This is a genomic window from Sphingomonas corticis, from assembly GCF_012035195.1.
Taxonomy (GTDB): Bacteria; Pseudomonadota; Alphaproteobacteria; order Sphingomonadales; family Sphingomonadaceae; genus Sphingomonas; species Sphingomonas corticis.
This window is the reverse complement of the sequence record NZ_JAAVJH010000006.1, coordinates 244,907-259,664: the sequence shown is the minus strand read 5'-3', so window position 1 is coordinate 259,664 and position 14,758 is coordinate 244,907. Positions and strand designations below refer to the sequence as shown.

The following is a 14,758-nucleotide window of genomic DNA, read 5'->3' as shown; positions in this document are numbered from 1 at the left end:
GTGCATCGCGCCGTCACATCCCCAAGGACCGGCGGAAGATGACCGCCCGATGCTGGCATGACAGCGCCGGGTTAAGGAGTGATGGAGATCAGTCCCGGGCGCGGCGCAGGATGACGTACAGCGCGCCCTGCCCGCCGTGGCGCGGGTGCGCGTGGCGCAGCGCGGCGATGCGGCCGGCATGGCGCGACAGCATCAGCCAGTCGCCGATCGCCGCGCGGATCGCGCCGCGGGTGTGGGGCCGCTCGCTCTCCGCGCGCGGCGGTCGGCCGGTGACGAGCAGGACGACGCGGTCGCCCGCCCGAATCGCGCGGTCCAGCCCGGCGTCGAGCGCGGCGTGCGCGGAGGATAGCGTGTGGCCGTGCAGGTCGATCGTGCGATCGGGAATGACGCCGCCGGTGGCGAGCCGCCGGTCCCAGCTGCGGTCCAACGTGTCGCCGGGTCCGCGCGGCGACGGGCGCGAGAGCGGGACGGCGGCGGCGGGCGCGCGCGTCACCGCCAGCCGCGGCGTCCCCGGCGCGGCGGGGGGCACCTCGCCCGCCGACGGGGCCGCGATGCGGCCGGGCAGCGCGCGCACGCTCGCGCTCACGCGCTGCCACAGCGCGGCCTCGTCGGGAGAGAGCGGGCGTCGCGGCGCCGCCATCATTTTACCTCGCGGCGATCAGGCGATCGATCACGCCGACGGGTAGGAGCAGGAAGGCGGTGCCCCGCGCACTCATGCCGCCAGCGATCGCGCGCGCCTCCGCCCCCGCTCCCCAGAACGTGTCGAAGCGGTTCGCGCCCTTGATCGCGCCGCCGGTGTCCTGCGCGATCCAGATGCCGTTGGCATCGCCGCGATCCATCGACAGCAGCACGGGGGCGCCGAGCGGCACGAATTTCGGATCGGCGGCGATCGTGGCGCCGCCGGTGACGGGCAATCCGAGCGCCCCCAGCGGTGCGCCGTCAAGCAGACGGAAGAAGACGTAGCTCTTGTTCTCGCGCATGATCGCGCGGCCCTCGTCCGGATGCTGGTGCAGATAGTCGACGATCCCCTGCATCGACGCCTGCCCCGGGCCGAGCAGCCCGCGGTCGCGCATCAGCTTGCCGATGCCGGTATAGTCGCGCCCGTTCTGCGAGGCGTAGCCGATGCGCAGCACGTCACCGTCGGGCAACCGCACCAGACCCGATCCCTGCACCTGCAGGAAGAACAGCTCCACGGGGTCGGCGGCATAGCCCAGGATCCTCGCGCGGCCGGCGAGCGAACCGTTCTCGATCGCGGTGCGATCGTCGTAGGGGACCAGCTTCGTCCCCTGCACCTTGCCGCGGATCGACTTGCCCGCCAGCGCCGGCGAGAAGGTGCCGAGATCGACGTCGACCAAATCGTCGGGCCGGGCATAGATCGGCGCATAGCCAGCCCGCGGCTCGCGCGCACCGGCGATCTCCGGAATGTAATAGCCGGTGGCGAAGGCGCGGCCGTCGCCGACCTGCACCGGCTCGAACCAGCGCTGGAAGAAGCCGACCGGATCCGCCGACGCACCTGCCGCGGCGTCGCAGGCCGGGCGCCAGTCCGCTCCGGTGGTGAGCGCGGACGGGTCGGCGCGGCGCACCAGGCTGGGGCAGGACAGGCGGAAGGCGGCGAGCGCGGAGGTGGCTTGCGCGCGGTCGATCGGCAGCGCGGCGATCGAGGGCGCGCGTACCAGCCCGGCTTCGCGCGCGTTGGTCGCGCCCGCGACCGGCGCCGCGGCCACCGGTGCGACCGGCACGGCCGCGGTCGGCTGGCGCGGTGGCGGATTGGATGGCCGGTAGCTGGGTCGCTGGCCCGGCGGCGATGTCGGCGCGGGACGAGGCGACACGCCGGTCGGCCGCTCGGGCACGGTGCCCGGCCCCACGCAGGCCGACAGCGCCGTCGCGCCGACCAGCGCGGCCCATCCCCCCTTCGCCCTGGACACGCGCGTCAGGCCTCGTCGGTGTCGACGAGCGTCCAGTTCGGATCGGCGGCGCGCGTCTTGCGCACGAAAGTCCACACGTCGTGTGTCTCCACCGCATCGCTGGTGGAACCGGCGATGACGTTGCCCTCCGCATCACGGGTTACCGCGGCGATATCGGCGTCGAAGCGCACGGTCACGCGTGCCTCCCCGCCCGCCGCACTGGCGCCCACGATGGTGGCCCCGTCGATCCGCACCAGGCGGTTGTCGAGAACGTGGCCCTGCTCGGCACGCGCCGCGATCGCCTCGGCGAAAGCGGCATGGACGTCGTCGGAAACGAGCCCGGCCAGCGCCTGCTCGTCGCCGCGCCAGAACGCCTCCAGGATCATGCGGTACGCCGCCTTGGCGCCGTCGAGGAAACGCGGGACGTCGAACCCCGGCTCGGCCGCGACCACGGCGCGCAACCCGCTCTCCGCCCCGCCCTCGATCGCGCGGGGTCCGGCGTCGCGCACGTCGGGCACGTTCGTGTCGACCGCGCGCGGCAGGACCGCGGCGGGCGGGCGATCGTCGGCGGCGCGGGGCAGCGGCTGCTGCTCGTGCCCGCTGCGCTTGCCCAGCACCGAATAGAGGCGCAGCGCGAGGAAGGCGGCGACCATGGCGAAGAGGACAAGGTAGAACACGGCAACTCCGAGCTTTGGCCCGCCAACATAGCCATTGACGCCCGGCAATTCAAATGACCGGCGCGGGCGTTGTATCCGCACGCGCCACCGTATCGCGTCATTGTATCGCCTCGCCCGGCTTGCTAGGCGCTCACGACTTTTTCGCGCGGCCGCACCGGCGCCGCCGACCACCCCAGGGGACGAAGACCATGGACGAGCAGAACGATTTCGGCGGCGATCCGCTGGCGAACGGCGCGGACACCTCGCCGCAGGTGGGGCTGATCTCGCAGTACGTGAAGGACCTGTCGTTCGAGAACCCGAACGCCCCCGCCATCTACCAGACGCCCACCCCGCCCGAGATCAACGTGCAATTCGACATCGCCGGCCAGCAGGTGGCGGACGAGGTGCACGAAGTGACGCTGAAGATCGAAGTGAAGGCGACCACCGAGGGCAAGACCGCGTTCCTGGTCGAGCTGTCCTATTCCGGCCTGTTCGGCCTGCGCAACGTGCCGGCCGAGGCGGTGCAGCCGTTCCTGCTGGGCGAGGGCCCGCGCCTGATGTTCCCGTTCGCGCGCCGCATCGTCGCCGACGCGATCCGCGACGGCGGGTTCCCGCCGCTGCTGCTGGAGCCGATCGACTTCAACGCGCTGTTCATGCAGCAGGCGCAGCAGCAGGGCCTGCAGTTCGGCGCGACCGAGGGACAGGCGTAACACGCCCGTCGCCGCCCGCCCATCCGTTCGCCCTGCGAAGTCGAAGGGCATACGCCATGCGTAGGCTTCGACTTCGCGCAGTCCGAACGGCGGTGGATTGACCTGACATGAACCTCACCCGCGCGCTCGGTTCCGTCGGCGGCCTGACGCTCGCCAGCCGCGTGCTCGCGCTGGTACGCGACACGTTGCAGGCCAGCTACGTCGGCGCGGGCTTCGCCTCCGATGCCTTCTTCGTCGCGTTCCGCCTGCCCAACATGTTCCGCGCGCTGTTCGCCGAGGGTGCGTTCAACGCCGCGTTCATCCCGCTGTTCAATCGCAAGGTGGCGGAGGGCGGCGGGACGGCCGCTGGCGTGGACTTCGCCGAGCGTGCGCTGGCGGTGCTGTTCCCGGTGCTGGTCGTCTTCACCGCGATCATGATCGCCGCGGCCTATCCGATCACCTGGGGCCTGTCCGGCGGGTTCGAGCGACAGCAGCCGAGCGCGTCGCAATTCGCCTTCGCGGTCACGTTGTCGCGGATCACGATCCCGTATCTGCTGCTCATCTCGCTCGTCTCGCTCCTGGGCGGCATCCTCAATTCGCTGGACAGGTTCTGGGTCAACGCCGCGGCGCCGATCCTGCTGAACGTCGCGATGGTCTCCGCCCTCGTCTTCTTCCACGGTGACGACGCGTACGAGACCGCGCGGGTGCAGGCGATCAGCGTCACCGCGGGCGGCGCGCTGCAACTGGCGTGGCTGTGGTGGGCGTGCCGGCGCGCGGGGGTGAGCCTGCGTCTCCGCCTGCCGCGGCTGGACGACGACGTGAAGCGGCTGCTGAAGCTGATCGTCCCCGCCGCGACGGGGGCGGGGGCGGCGCAGATCAATCTCGCCGTTTCCACCGCGCTGGCGGGCGGGCTGTTGTCCGCCGGGTCGATCTCCGCCATCTACTACGCCGACCGGCTGAACCAGCTGCCGCTGGGCATGATCGGCATCGGCCTTGGCACCATCCTCCTCCCCGTCGTCTCGCGCCTGCTGGCGGAAGGGCGCGAGGCGGAGGCGATGGAGACGCAGAACCGCGGCATCGAGCTGGCGCTGTTCCTCACCCTTCCCGCCACCGCCGCCTTCGTCTTCGCCGCCGAGCCGATCGTGCGCGGGCTGTTCCAGCACGGGCAGTTCGACGCGGCGGACACCGCGCGCGCCGCGCTGGCGCTGTCCGCCTTCTCGATCGGCCTGCCGAGCTACGTGCTGGTGAAGGTGCTGACCCCAGGCTTCTACGCGCGCGCCGACACGCGCACGCCGGTGCGGCTCGCCTTGTGGTCGGTCGCGATCAACCTGGTCGGCAACCTGATCCTGATCCCCACGCTCGGCCGCTACGGCATCGGGCAGATGGGTCCGCCGCTCGCGACCGCGCTCGCCTCCACGGTGAACGTCGTCTCGCTCTACGTCGTGCTGGCACGGCGCGGGCATCTGACGCTCGACCCCGCGGTACGGCGAAAGGTGCCGCGGCTGGCGCTGGCGGCGGCGATGATGGGGGGCACGCTGCTGCTGATCGCGCCCCCGATCATGCCCTATCTCACCGGCACGCTCGTCGTCCGCGCCGCCGCCTTGGCGGTGCTGGTCGGCGCGGGCGTGGCGGTCTATGGCCTCGCGTGCGTGGCGACGGGCGCCTTTCGCCCCGGCGACCTGCGCGCGCTCCTCTCTCGCAAGAAAGCCAGCTGATCCCCATGCGCGTCGTCTCCGGCATCAAGCCCACGGGCAATCTCCACCTCGGCAATTACCTGGGCGCGGTGAAGCAGTGGGTGGCGATGCAGGACGAGGTGCAGGCGTCGGGCGGGGAGACGATGTTCTTCATCGCCGACCTGCACGGCCTGACCGAGTGGATCGCGCCGGCGGAGCTGCGCGCGAACACGATCGAGATGACCGCGACGCTGGTCGCCGCGGGCATCGACCCGGCGCGCTCGATCCTGTTCAACCAGACCCGCGTGCCTGCACACAGCGAGCTGTCGTGGCTGCTGAACAACGTCGCGCGCGTCGGCTGGCTGAACCGCATGACCCAGTTCAAGGACAAGGCGGGCAAGAACCGCGAGGGCGCCAGCGTCGGCCTGTACGACTATCCGGTGCTGATGGCCGCCGACGTGCTGCTCTACAACGCCACCCACGTGCCCGTGGGCGAGGACCAGAAGCAGCACCTGGAGCTGGCGCGCGACATCGCGACCAAGTTCAACACCGACTATGCGACCGAGCTGTTCACCCTGCCCGAGCCGCTGGTGAGCCGCGCCGCCCCGCGGATCATGTCCCTGCGCGACGCGGGCGCGAAGATGTCCAAGTCCAACCCGTCGGAGATGTCGCTCATCAAGCTGATCGACGCCGACGACGTCATCGCCGACAAGTTCCGCAAGGCGAAGACCGATCCCGACGTGCTGCCCGGCAACGTCGAGGGATTGGACGGTCGCGCGGAGGCGAAGAACCTCGTCACCATCTTCGCCGCGCTGGCGGACCGCACGCCCGCCGACGTGCTGGCCGAGTACGAGGGCAAGGGCTTCGGCGCGTTCAAGCCGGCTCTGGCGGACCTCGCCGTCGCGACGCTGGGGCCGATCCGCGACGAGATGACGCGGCTGCTGGACGACGCTGCGGCCATCGACGCGATCCTGGATCGCGGCGCGGAGAAGGCGCGGGATCTCGCCGCGCCTGTGCTGCGGCAGGCGCAGGAGGCGATGGGGCTGGTGGTGTGACGCCCCGCCATCCCGGGCTTGTCCCGGGATCCAGGATCACAAACGATGGCGCTTGTGGCTCTGGATGCCGGGACTAGCCCGGCATACCGCTCAATTGGCCCACGCCGCGTCGTCGAGGTGCAGTTCCGCGGTGCCGCGGCCGCTCCACTCGTCCACCTTCGCCCGGCCGGCCAGCCAGAGCCTCCTCCCCGGCCCTGCTGCCAGCAGCGCCTCGCCCAGCGGCGTGTCCGCGGCGCGGAAGGCCATGGCCTTCAGGCTGCGACCGTCGTCGCCCGCGACGATCGCGCGCACGTGGCCGTTGCCGACGACGTCCACCTTCACCGCGCGCACCGGACCGATCGCGACGCGGGGGCTCGGCCAGCCGGTGCCATAGGGTCCGCCCTGCTCCAGCGCGGCGACCAGCTCCGCGGTGACGCCGCCGGGTGCCAGGACGGAATCGACCAGCAGCGCGCGATCCTCCCGCGCCTTCGCCACCGCGTCGGCCAGCCGCTCTTCGATGAACGACGCGAACGCCGCCACCCCGCCCGCGGCGACCGTCAGCCCCGCCGCCATCGCGTGCCCGCCGCCGGCGACCAGCAATCCCGCCTCCTTCGCCGCCAGCACCGCCTGGCCCAGGTCCACGCCGGTGATCGAGCGGCCCGATCCCTTGCCCACGCCATCCTCGTCCAGCGCGACGACGATTGCGGGGCGCCCCAGCTTCTCCTTCAGCCGCCCGGCGACGATGCCGATCACGCCGGGATGCCAGCCCGTGCCGGCGACCACCACGACCGAGCGATCGGCGACGATCAGCGCCTCCGCGCCCTCCTGCACGATCGACTCGATCGCGCGCCGTTCCTCGTTCAGCCGGTCGAGTTCCTGCGCGATGGCGCGTGCCTCGCCCTCGTCGCGCGTGGTCAGCAGGCGAACGCCGAGGTCCGCGCGACCGACTCGGCCGCCCGCGTTGATCCGCGGGCCGAGCGCGAAGCCCAGGTCGCTGCACGTCGGCGCACGCGTCAGCCGCGACGCCTCGATCAGCGCGGCGAGGCCGATGTTGCGCCGTGCCGCCATCACCTTCAGTCCCTGCGCCACGAACGCGCGGTTGAGCCCGCGCAGCTGCGCCACGTCCGCGACGGTGCCGAGCGCGACGAGATCGAGCAGGTCGAGCAGCTTCGGTTCCGCCCGCCTCGCGAACCAGCCGCGCGCGCGCAGTTCGCGTACCAGCGCGGCGGCGAGGAGGAAGCAAACGCCGACAGCGGCGAGATGGCCGTGGCGCGCCCCCTCGCCCTCGTCCAGCCGGTTGGGATTGACCACCGCCACCGCGCGGGGCAGCTGCGTGGCGCATTGGTGGTGATCGACGACGATCACGTCCACCGGCGCCTCTGCCAGCACATCGAACGCCTGCGCGCCGCAATCGACGGTGACGATCAGCGAGGCGCCCTCGCCCGCCAGGCGGTGCAGCGCGGGGGCATTGGGGCCGTAGCCCTCGGTCAGCCGGTCGGGAATGTGCACCGCCGCGTCGCGGTCGAGTGCGCGCAGCAGCAGGACGAGCAGCGCCGCGGAAGTGGCGCCGTCGACGTCATAGTCGCCGAAGATCGCGATCCCCTCCCCCGCCATCACCGCATCGGCCAGCCGCGCGGCGGCCGTGTCCATGTCGCGAAAGATCGACGGATCGGGCATGAAGCCGCGGATCGAGGGCGCGCGGTGCGCCTGCAGCGCCTCACGCGGGCAGCCGCGCGCCAGCAGCAGGGAGGTGACAAGGTCGTCGGGCACCAGCCCCTCGCGCTGGTCCGCGGCCAAGGCGCGCCAGCGCCACGGCTGGCCCAGGATCGAGCGGTCGATGTCGAGGACGGAACGCATCGGCGGGCCCATAGCGCGTCGTTACGACCGGCGCGAGACGGGGCGGGAGAAGAACGGTGCTTCGACTGCGCTCAGGCCGAACGGAAGTGGGCGACGGTGGACGATCTTCACACCATCCGCCCCAGCGCCACCAGCCGTGGTGCCAGAAAGTCGATCACCGCGCGCACGCGCGGCTGGTGGCGGTGACGCTCGTGGGTCAGCAACCAGATGCCTCGCGCCTCCATGTCCATCGGCGGCAGGCAGCGGATCAGGTCGGGCGCGTTCTCCGCCACGATGCACGGCAGCGCCGCCAGCCCCGCGCCCGCGCGCACCGCGGCGAGCAGCCCGACCGAGGAATTGTGGTGGAAGGCGACCGCCTCCTCCAGCCCGTTGGCGGCCAGCCAGCGCTGGTAGATCGACCACACCGCGGGCTCGCCTCCGCCGACGAAGACGTGCCCGGCCAGCTCGCTGCGGCGCCTCGGTACGTCGTGGCGCGCGGCATAGTCGCGGCTCGCATAGACGGTCCAGCGATCGTCGGCGATGCGGCGCGCGACCAGCCCGGCACCGGCGGGCTCCTTCCACAGCCGCAGCGCGACCTCCGCCTCGCCCGCAGCCAGGTCGCGAAGCCGGTCGCTGGTGTCCAGCTCGATGCGGATCGCCGGATGCGCCTCGTGCAGATCCGCCAGCAGCGGCATCAGGATCGTCGACGCCAGGATCTCCGTGGCGGTCAGCCGCACGGTGCCGCCCTCCTGCCGCCGCGCCGCGGCCGCGCCCTCCTCCAGCGCGGTCGCGGCGCGCTCCACCGCCTCGGCATGGGGCAGCAGCGCCTCTCCCGTCGCGGTCAGGCGGTAGCCGACCGGGCGCCGCTCGAACAGGGAGAGGCCCAGCGCGGCCTCCAGCGCGGCGATGCGGCGCGCGGTGGTGGTCTGGCTGACGCGCAGGGTGCGCGCCGCGACCAGCGTGCTGCCGCCGCGCGCCACTGCCAGGAAATGCCGCAGGTCCTCCCAGTCCATGCACCGGTTCTGCACCGATGCAGAACGGCAGTGCAACATCGTTGCTGTCGACGGCGCGATCGCTTGCCTATCTCGAAGGGGCCGCGGCGATGCGGCACCCTCCCTCGGAGAACATGCGATGAAGACCCTGCTGCTCGCCGCGCTCGCGGCCACGACCCCGCTCGTCCCCGTCACGGCCGAAACGGTGCAGGCGACACGCACCGTCGCCGTGCACGACCTCGACCTCTCGCGTCCCGGCCACCGCACCCGGCTCGACCGTCGCCTGACACTGGCGGCGCGCGACGTGTGTGGCGAGGCGAGCGCGCTCGACCTCGTCGGCAAGCGCCGCGTGCAGCGCTGCCGCATCGACGTGCTGGAACGTGCGCGGCCGGCACGCGACCGGGCGCTCGCGCGGGCGGGCGGCGCTACGGAGTGGGCGGGTCGCTGACGCGCAGGCCGTCGCCCATCATCTCAAGCGCCACGCGCAGCGCGCCGCTGCGCACCTCGCCCCGGCCGACGTCGCCGAAATGGCATTCCCGGTGCGCGCGATGGCCCGCGCGGGTGGCGCAGGCGAGATGGACCAGGCCGGGCTCGTCGTCCGGCGCGCCCGGCCCGGCGAAGCCGGTGATGCCGAGCGCGATGTCGGCGTGCGATCCCGCCAGCGCGCCCGACGCCATCGCCTCCGCCACCTCGCGCGTCACCGCGTTGCAGCGTTCCACCACCTCGGGCGCGATGCCGAGGAGCTCGCACTTGGCCTGTTTCGAGTAGACGACGTAGCCGCGCTCGAACGCGTGGCTCGCCCCCTCCACGTCGGTCAGCAGCGAGGCGAGGAGGCCGCCGGTGCAGCTCTCCGCGGTGGCGATCGACAGGTCCTTGTCGCACGCCTGCGCCAGCACCCGCTGCGCCAGCTTCAGCACGTCGTCGGGAACCGCGCCCAGCGGCTCGGTCACGCGCGCGCCGCCGCCCAGGGTTCCTCCCGAAACCATTTGGTGACGATGTACTTGACGCCTTCCACCACGGGCATTCCCTCGTGCAGCGTGGCGGTGTTCGGGCTGCCGTCCACCGCCATGTTGTTCCAGATCAGCGCCATGCCCTTGCGCGGGACCGCGCGCACGCCGCCGAGCGGAAACCATGTAGCGCCGCCCTCCTCCACGTCGTTGAGGTAGATCATGGCGGTCCACGTCCGCTGCCCGCCGGTGGCGCGCATCCGGGGCCAGTAGCTCTCGCCCTCGTGAAAGTAATCGTGGTGCGCACGGAAATGCTGGGCGGGAGCGTAGCGCTGGCCCTGCATCGTCTCGCCGTTCGCAGGAGCGATGCCCAGCGAGGCGGCGATATATTCGTCGATCTGCCGCACGCCGTCGGCGTGGCGATCCATGTCGCAGCTGTCCGAGGTGCGGTTGGCGTTGGTGCCCTTGTCGGTCAGCAGCGTGGACGGGCGCCGGTTCGCCTCGATCATCGCGACCAGCCAGTCGCAATTGGCATCGTCAAGGAAGCCGGGGCAGCGCCACGCCTGGATCGCGTCGCTGGGCAGGCGCTGCATCCGCGGGTCCGCGTCGAGCCGCGCCGCCACCGCCTGGCCGATGGCGGCCCGCGCGGGAGACGGGTGGCCGGGGGGAACGGAGGTGATCGCCATGGCCGCCGCCTAGTCCCCCTCCCCGCGCGGACGCAAGAGGGGCGGCGCCTCCCATCGGAAACGCCGCCCTGCCAGCTGGTTAGAAGAAGAATCCATATTCCGCGTCGACCACCTGACCGGTGTAGACGTCGACCAGCAGCGCGTCGTCATAGTACCGCACCCAGCGATACGGGCCGTAGGGTTCGGGCAGGCGGTAGGAATAGGGATCGTCGAGCCAGTAATTCTGCGCGAAGAGCAGCGACGACAGCGTCACGCCGATCGAGAAGCGGCGATAGCCCTGGTTCCAGCCGTACGGCGCATAGTATCGCGGCAGGCGGTAGGCGGCGCGATTGGCGGTGCGATAGCGGTTCCAGTCGTAGCGCGAGTCGCGGCGCCAATCGCGGTTCCACGAAGGGCGCCGGTCGTCGCGATCGTTCCAGCTCCAGTCGCGCCGATCGCCGTTCCAGCCCGGGTTCGATCCCCCGTTCCACGCACCGTCCCAGTCGCCATTCCAGCCGCCATTCCGGCCATTGTTCGCGCGACGCCAGTCGCGGTCGCGATCGCGCCGTGCCTGCTCGCGGTCGGGACGTCCGCGGAAGTTGCGTTCGGTCCACAGCGGTCGGCCGTCGCGCGGATCGGCGCTCGTGCGCGGATCGGGCCGTGGGGCATCGGGTCGCTGCCAGCCGCCGGCGGGCGCATCGACACGCCGCTCGTCAGGCCGCCCGTCGCGAACCGGCCGCTGCCAGCCGCCCGACGGCGCCACGACGTCGCGGCGCTCGCGCCGTTCAGGCCGCTCCGCGCGCTCGGGTCGCTCCGGGCGCTGCCAGCCGCCGCTGGCCTGTCCGTCGGCGCGGGCCTGCACGGCCGGACCCCGCTCGCCGCCGCCGGACCGAACACCGCGCGCCTCCATCCGCTGCCGGAACGCCTCGCGCAGCGACGTGTCCTGCGCCATCGCCGCCGCCGGGATCACCGCCGCCGCGGACGCCAGCGCCGCGAGAACCGCCTTCATCATCTCCTGTGCCACCTTCACTCGCCGGCGCACGAGCCGGCCCCTCGATGAGGCCGCTATGGACCGGTCGTGGCAAATACAGGCTGAACCGCCTCGTCAGCGAAATGACAGCATCGCGGGGCGCGGATCGCGCGTCAGCCGACGCCAGCCAGCGCCTTCGCCGCGGCATAGTCCGCCTTGCCGTTGGGAGCGCGCAGCGATCGGGCGGTGGCGACCATCACCTTGGGCTGCTTGTAGCCGGCAAGGTGCGCGCGCAGTTCGGCACGGACGGCGGCCTCGTCGAAGCCCGTGCCCGCCTGCACCACCGCCACCACCGCCTGGCCCCATTTCGGATCGGGAACGCCGAACACCAGCGCGTCGTCCACCGCGGGGCACAGCTTCAGCGCCTCCTCCACCTCCTCGGGAAAGATCTTCTCGCCCGCCGAGTTGATGCACGCCGATCCGCGGCCCAGCAGCACGATGCTGCCGTCGGCGTTCACCGTCGCGAAGTCGCCCGATACGGTATAGCGCACACCGTCGATGGTGCGGAACGTGCGCGCGCTCTTCTCCGCGTCCTTGTGATAGCCGAGCGGCGTCGGCGGCCCCAGCACCACCTTGCCCGTCACGCCGGAGCCGGGCACCACGTCGCGATCCTCGTCGTCGAGTACGCGGCAGCGCCCGCCGATCACGAAGCGCGCGGTCTCCACCGTGCCGTCCCGCGTCGTCAGCGACGTGCCCATGCCGATCGCCTCGGACGAGGAGAAATTGTCCTGGCACGTCGCCTCCGGCATATGGCGGATCAGGCCGTCCTTCACCGCCTGGCTCCACATCACGCCGGACGAGATGACGAGGCGGACGGACGACACGTCCCACCGCCCAGGCTGCTCGTCCAGCGCGTCGAGGATCGGCCGCGCGAAGGCGTCGCCGACCACGACGATGCGGTTCGCGCGCCAGCGGTCGACCGCGTCGAGTAGCTCGGCTGCCTCGAAATGCCGCCCCGGCAGCGTCGCCACCATGCCCCCGCCCAGCAGCGCGCCATAGGAAGTGAGCAGCCCAGTGCCGTGCATCAGCGGTGGCCCGCACACGACGCGCGGATACTCCTCGCCCGCCGCGGCAGCCATCGCGGCCCAGCCCGCAACGTCGCCGGGCACCGGCAGGCCCTGCGCCTCCAGCACGCCCAGCGCGATGCGGTTCAGGTCCTCGTGCGCCCAGGCGACACCCTTGGGCATGCCGGTGGTGCCGCCGGTATAGATGAAGAATTGGTCTTGTGGCGAGCGCGCATGGCCCAGCGCCGTGCCGTCGCCCGCACCCGCCAGTGCGTCGAAGGCGACCGCCCAGTCGGGCACGTCCGCGGCGTCGCCGATCTCGACGAAGGTGCGCACGCCGGACGCCCCCTCGCGCACCTGCGCCACGCAATCGCGCAGCGCCGCGCCGTAGACCAGCACCGTCGCATCCGAATCGTCGAGGATGTACGCCAGCTCGTCCGCCACGTAGCGGTAGTTGACGTTGACGTGCGTGCCCCGCGCCTTCCAGCAGGCGACCAGCGCGGTAAGATAGTCGGCGCTGTTGTGCGCGTAGAAGGCGAACCGGTCGCCCGGCCGCAGCCCCCGCTTCACCAGCGCGCGCGCCAGGTTGTTCGATCGGCGCGTCAGCCCGGCCCAGTCGACCACCTGCGCGCCATGCGCCAGCGCCACGCGGGTCGGCGGGGTCGCCCGCTCGACCGCTTCGATCATGTCGCCGAAGTTGAAGCTCATGCCGCAGCCTCCGCCGCGCCCTCCACCAGCGTCTTCTTGCCCCAATATTCGTCGCGCAGCAGCCGCTTGTAGAGCTTGCCCGTGTCGTGGCGCGGCAGCTCGGCGCGGAAGTCGATGCGCCGCGGCGTCTTCACGTGGCTGAGGTGCCGGCGCGCGAAGTCCGTCAACTCGGCCGCGAGGTCCGCCCCCGCCTCGCCCATGTCGCGCGGCTGGACGACGGCGACCACCTCCTCGCCCATCTCCTCGTGCGGCGCGCCGATGACGGCGACGTCGGCCACCTTGGGATGCGTGACGAGCAGGTTCTCGATCTCCGCCGGGTAGATGTTCACCCCGCCGGAGATGATCATGAAGCTCTTGCGGTCGGTGAGATAGAGATAGCCGTCCTCGTCCACCCAGCCCACGTCGCCCAGCGTCGTCCAGCCGTGCTTGTCGGTCGCCTCGCGCGTCTTCTCCGGATCGTTGTGATAGGCGAAGCCCGCGCCGGCGTTCGAATTCTGCGCGTCGAGCTTCGGCTCGAAGTAGATCGTGCCCTCGGCGCGTGCGGGCGCCTCCTCGCCGTCCTCGCCGACAATGTGCGTGATCGTCGTGAGATTGCGGCCCACCGATCCGCGGTGCGTCAGCCACTCCGCCGCCGAGATGGCGTGGAAGCCGTTGCCCTCGGTTCCGGCATAATATTCGCCGACGATCGGGCCCCACCAGTCGATCATCGCCTGTTTCACCGGTACCGGGCAGGGGGCGGCGGCATGCCACACCGCCTTCAGCGAGGACATGTCGTAGCGCGCGCGCACGTCGTCGGGCAGCTTCAGCATGCGCACGAAATGCGTCGGCACCCACTGCGCGTGCGTCACCTGATACCGCTCGATCAGGCGCAGCGCCTCCTCCGCGTCGAACCGCTCCATCACGATCACGGTGCCGCCAAGCTGCTGCACCGCCATCGACCAGCGCAGCGGCGCGGCGTGGTAGAGCGGCGCGGGGCTGAGATAGACCATGTCGGGCGTGAAGCCGTAGAGCGCCTGGCCCAGCATCACGAGCGGCGACACGTTCTCGCCATAGGGCTGCTCGGACAGCGGGAAGCGCACGCCCTTGGGCTTGCCCGTGGTACCCGACGAGTAGAGCATGATCTGCCCGCACGACGGATCGGCGATCGGCGTGTCGGGCTGCGCGTCGCGCGCCGCCTCGTAGCTGTCGTAGCCGGGCGCTATGCCGTCCACCATGTAGCGTGCGAGGTCGCCGACGCGCGGCAGCAGCGCCGCGGCACAGCCGGCGGTGGCGCGCGACATGACAAGGGCGCGGCAATTGCCGTCCCTGATGATATACTCCGCCTCGTCCGCCGACAGCTTGGACGAAATGCAGGTGACGTAGACGCCGGCCCGCTCGGTCGCCCACATGATCTCGAAGTAGCGCGGCGAATTGTCCATCATCACGGCGATGCCGTCGCCGCGCTTCAGCCCCAGCGCGCGCAGCAGGTGCGCGCCCTGGTTGGCGCGCCGCTCCAACTCGCCGTAGGTGACGGTCTCCCCCGTCGCGGCCATGACATAGGCGGCACGATCGGGCGTGGCGGCGGCGTGCTTGTAGGGGTGCATATCTTACCTCTCCTGCCGCGGCGCGCTCTGTACCGGC

Annotated in this window: 14 protein-coding genes; 4 read left to right on the top strand and 10 right to left on the bottom strand. The window is 71.7% G+C overall.

Annotated features, from left to right (window positions below):
- Nucleotides 1-88: 88 nt before the first annotated feature.
- Genes HBH26_RS12060 through HBH26_RS12050 form a run of 3 tightly spaced genes read right to left on the bottom strand, consistent with a single transcriptional unit; the run spans nt 89 to nt 2,581 of the window.
- Entirely contained in the window at nt 89-643 is a 555-nt protein-coding gene (locus HBH26_RS12060; protein ID WP_420824987.1) for a Smr/MutS family protein, read from the bottom strand.
- Between the two features lies 1 nt (nt 644).
- On the bottom strand, nt 645-1,934 hold the full coding sequence (gene mltA, locus HBH26_RS12055; RefSeq protein ID WP_168134947.1) for a murein transglycosylase A: 1,290 nt from the start codon (nt 1,932-1,934) through the stop codon (nt 645-647).
- On the bottom strand, nt 1,931-2,581 hold the full coding sequence (locus HBH26_RS12050) for a Tim44/TimA family putative adaptor protein (protein WP_168134856.1): 651 nt from the start codon (nt 2,579-2,581) through the stop codon (nt 1,931-1,933). Before HBH26_RS12050 ends, mltA begins: the two co-directional genes overlap by 4 nt.
- 188 nt (nt 2,582-2,769) lie before the next feature.
- Between HBH26_RS12050 and secB the strand changes: the two genes are divergently transcribed.
- From secB to trpS, 3 genes are all read left to right on the top strand, one after another.
- The gene (gene secB / locus HBH26_RS12045; RefSeq protein WP_168134855.1) at nt 2,770-3,270 is read left to right on the top strand and encodes a protein-export chaperone SecB; all 501 of its coding nucleotides are present in this window, start codon (nt 2,770-2,772) and stop codon (nt 3,268-3,270) included.
- Between the two features lie 107 nt (nt 3,271-3,377).
- On the top strand, nt 3,378-4,964 hold the full coding sequence (gene murJ, locus HBH26_RS12040) for a murein biosynthesis integral membrane protein MurJ (protein ID WP_168134854.1): 1,587 nt from the start codon (nt 3,378-3,380) through the stop codon (nt 4,962-4,964).
- A 5-nt stretch (nt 4,965-4,969) separates the two neighbouring features.
- Nucleotides 4,970-5,977 carry a tryptophan--tRNA ligase gene (trpS, locus tag HBH26_RS12035; protein ID WP_168134853.1) on the top strand — a complete coding sequence of 336 codons (1,008 nt, stop codon included), beginning with the start codon at nt 4,970-4,972 and terminating at the stop codon, nt 5,975-5,977.
- Between the two features lie 90 nt (nt 5,978-6,067).
- On the opposite strand, the gene recJ is transcribed toward trpS, so the two are convergent.
- Both recJ and HBH26_RS12025 read right to left on the bottom strand, forming a co-directional pair.
- Nucleotides 6,068-7,813: a single-stranded-DNA-specific exonuclease RecJ gene (gene recJ, locus HBH26_RS12030; RefSeq protein WP_168134852.1), complete on the bottom strand. Its 1,746-nt coding sequence runs from the start codon at nt 7,811-7,813 to the stop codon at nt 6,068-6,070.
- Nucleotides 7,814-7,920: 107 nt separating this feature from the next.
- A complete protein-coding gene (locus HBH26_RS12025; protein WP_168134851.1) occupies nt 7,921-8,805 on the bottom strand; it encodes a LysR family transcriptional regulator in 885 nt (294 codons plus the stop codon).
- A 118-nt stretch (nt 8,806-8,923) separates the two neighbouring features.
- On the opposite strand from HBH26_RS12025, the gene HBH26_RS12020 reads away from it, so the two are divergent.
- On the top strand, nt 8,924-9,232 hold the full coding sequence (locus HBH26_RS12020; RefSeq protein WP_168134850.1) for a UrcA family protein: 309 nt from the start codon (nt 8,924-8,926) through the stop codon (nt 9,230-9,232).
- Here HBH26_RS12020 and HBH26_RS12015 read toward each other — a convergent pair.
- The 5 genes from HBH26_RS12015 to HBH26_RS11995 form a co-directional block, all read right to left on the bottom strand.
- Nucleotides 9,210-9,734 (bottom strand): CinA family protein, encoded by a 525-nt coding sequence (locus HBH26_RS12015; RefSeq protein ID WP_338057342.1) that lies wholly within the window; start codon nt 9,732-9,734, stop codon nt 9,210-9,212. The genes HBH26_RS12020 and HBH26_RS12015 overlap by 23 nt on opposite strands.
- Nucleotides 9,731-10,417 carry a prolyl hydroxylase family protein gene (locus HBH26_RS12010; RefSeq protein ID WP_168134848.1) on the bottom strand — a complete coding sequence of 229 codons (687 nt, stop codon included), beginning with the start codon at nt 10,415-10,417 and terminating at the stop codon, nt 9,731-9,733. Before HBH26_RS12010 ends, HBH26_RS12015 begins: the two co-directional genes overlap by 4 nt.
- A gap of 79 nt (nt 10,418-10,496) precedes the next feature.
- The gene (locus tag HBH26_RS12005; protein WP_239024738.1) at nt 10,497-11,408 is read right to left on the bottom strand and encodes an RcnB family protein; all 912 of its coding nucleotides are present in this window, start codon (nt 11,406-11,408) and stop codon (nt 10,497-10,499) included.
- 131 nt (nt 11,409-11,539) lie between these two features.
- A complete protein-coding gene (locus HBH26_RS12000) occupies nt 11,540-13,138 on the bottom strand; it encodes an AMP-binding protein (RefSeq protein WP_168134847.1) in 1,599 nt (532 codons plus the stop codon).
- A complete protein-coding gene (locus tag HBH26_RS11995; RefSeq protein ID WP_168134846.1) occupies nt 13,135-14,721 on the bottom strand; it encodes an acyl-CoA synthetase in 1,587 nt (528 codons plus the stop codon). The genes HBH26_RS12000 and HBH26_RS11995 overlap by 4 nt, the downstream gene beginning before the upstream one ends.
- Between the last annotated feature and the right edge of the window lie 37 nt (nt 14,722-14,758).

Excerpts from the sequence above, each read along its gene's own strand:
- HBH26_RS12060 (WP_420824987.1), bottom strand. The coding sequence starts at position 643 with ATGATGGCGGCGCCGCGACGCCCGCTCTCTCCCGACGAGGCCGCGCTG.
- secB (WP_168134855.1), top strand. The coding sequence starts at position 2,770 with ATGGACGAGCAGAACGATTTCGGCGGCGATCCGCTGGCGAACGGCGCG.
- murJ (WP_168134854.1), top strand. The coding sequence starts at position 3,378 with ATGAACCTCACCCGCGCGCTCGGTTCCGTCGGCGGCCTGACGCTCGCC.
- trpS (WP_168134853.1), top strand. The coding sequence starts at position 4,970 with ATGCGCGTCGTCTCCGGCATCAAGCCCACGGGCAATCTCCACCTCGGC.
- recJ (WP_168134852.1), bottom strand. The coding sequence starts at position 7,813 with ATGCGTTCCGTCCTCGACATCGACCGCTCGATCCTGGGCCAGCCGTGG.
- HBH26_RS12025 (WP_168134851.1), bottom strand. The coding sequence starts at position 8,805 with ATGGACTGGGAGGACCTGCGGCATTTCCTGGCAGTGGCGCGCGGCGGC.
- HBH26_RS12020 (WP_168134850.1), top strand. The coding sequence starts at position 8,924 with ATGAAGACCCTGCTGCTCGCCGCGCTCGCGGCCACGACCCCGCTCGTC.
- HBH26_RS12010 (WP_168134848.1), bottom strand. The coding sequence starts at position 10,417 with ATGGCGATCACCTCCGTTCCCCCCGGCCACCCGTCTCCCGCGCGGGCC.
- HBH26_RS12005 (WP_239024738.1), bottom strand. The coding sequence starts at position 11,408 with ATGATGAAGGCGGTTCTCGCGGCGCTGGCGTCCGCGGCGGCGGTGATC.
- HBH26_RS12000 (WP_168134847.1), bottom strand. The coding sequence starts at position 13,138 with ATGAGCTTCAACTTCGGCGACATGATCGAAGCGGTCGAGCGGGCGACC.
- HBH26_RS11995 (WP_168134846.1), bottom strand. The coding sequence starts at position 14,721 with ATGCACCCCTACAAGCACGCCGCCGCCACGCCCGATCGTGCCGCCTAT.